This window comes from Bradyrhizobium sp. (assembly GCF_016462955.1).
In the GTDB taxonomy this organism is placed as follows: domain Bacteria; phylum Pseudomonadota; class Alphaproteobacteria; order Rhizobiales; family Xanthobacteraceae; genus Bradyrhizobium.
Genome location: NZ_JAEMSD010000651.1, coordinates 1 through 1,505 on the forward strand (window position 1 = coordinate 1; position 1,505 = coordinate 1,505).

Genomic DNA, 1,505 nt, shown 5'->3' on the forward strand with positions numbered 1-1,505 from the left:
TGCGTGAATCGTCATCCGACTTGGTTCTGACGAACGATCTGCAAATTCATCTTTTACCATTGAATCATCTTCGCGTGACGGCGGAAAAATTCGATCTCGTGATCTGGCAGGTCGGCACCAACGCCGTGCTTCGCAATCTCGATCCCGGCGAGACCGTCAAGCTGGTGGAGGAAGGCATCAGCCGCATCCAGGCCGCGCGCGGCACCGACATCGTGCTGGTCGATCCGCAATATTCGCCGGCCGTCAACCAGCGCAAGGAGAGCGCCGGCAAGATGATCAATATGCTCGGCAAAGTCGCCGAGCTTCGCCACGTCGGCATCTTCCCGCGCTTCGAGGTGATGCGCGACTGGCACGAGAACCAGTCGATCCCGGTCGAGAACTTCGTCATCGCCGACGGCCTGCACATGAACGATTGGGGCTACGCCTGCTTCGCCCAGCTGCTCGGCGACGACATCATCCGTTCGGTCGGCCAAATCAAGCTGGGTGTGAACGTGCCGGCGGACGTGAGGACGTACCGGCCGATGTAGGCACGCTGCCGTAGGCTGCGTAGGGTGGGTTAGGCGAAGCCGTAACCCACCACTGTCTTTCCCCGCGGATGCAGAAGAGGTGGATTACGCCTTCGGCTAATCCACCCTACCAGACCTCCGTCGTCTCACGCCTTCTCCAGCGCCGCGGTCAGATCCTCGATCAGATCATCGGCATGCTCGAGCCCTGCCGAGAAGCGGATGAAGCCTTCGCTGATGCCGAGCGCGGCGCGGTCTTCCGGCTTCAGGCGCTGATGCGTCGTGGTCGCCGGATGCGTGACGAGGCTCTTGGCGTCGCCGAGATTGTTGGAGATCTTGGCCAGCTTCAACTCGTTGAGCACGCGGAACGCGGCCTGCTTGCCGCCCTTCACCTCGAAGCCGACCAGCGTCGAGCCGCCGCGCATCTGTTTCTTCACCAGCGCCGCCTGCGGATGATCGGCGCGGCCGGGATAGACCAGCCGCGAGATCTTGGGATGGCTCGCAAGCACCTCGGCGATGCGCGCGGCCGTGTCAGTCTGCGCACGCACGCGCACGCCGAGCGTCTCCAGGCCCTTGAGCAGGACCCAGGCATTGAACGGCGAGATCGACGGGCCGGTCTGGCGCATGAAGTTGTGGATGTGCTCGGCGATGAAGGCTTCCGACGACAGGATGATGCCGCCGAGACAGCGGCCCTGGCCGTCGATGTGCTTGGTCGCGGAATAGACGACGACGTCGGCGCCGAGCGCCAGCGGGCTCTGCCAGATCGGGGTCGCGAATACGTTGTCGACCACCAGGCGCGCGCCGCCCTTGTGCGCGATCTCGGCGATCGAGGGGATGTCGAGCACGTCCAGCGTCGGGTTGGTCGGGCTCTCCAGGAAGAACGTCTTGGTGTTCGGCCGCAGCGCGCGCTGCCACTGGTCGAGATCGAGCCCGTCGACCAGCGTGGTCTCGATGCCGTAGCGCGGCAGCAGGTCCTGGATCACGTAGAGGCATGAGCCGAAC

At 64.0% G+C, this 1,505-nt stretch carries 2 protein-coding genes; one reads left to right on the forward strand and one right to left on the reverse strand.

Going from position 1 to position 1,505, the window contains the following annotated elements; all coding sequences use genetic code 11:
- Positions 1–527 (forward strand): SGNH/GDSL hydrolase family protein (locus tag JHD07_RS36255; protein WP_291630921.1); only part of this gene is annotated, 527 nt, incomplete at its 5' end.
- 125 nt (positions 528–652) lie between these two features.
- Here JHD07_RS36255 and JHD07_RS36260 read toward each other — a convergent pair.
- Positions 653–1,505 (reverse strand): aminotransferase class I/II-fold pyridoxal phosphate-dependent enzyme (locus JHD07_RS36260; protein WP_291630923.1); only part of this gene is annotated, 853 nt, incomplete at its 5' end.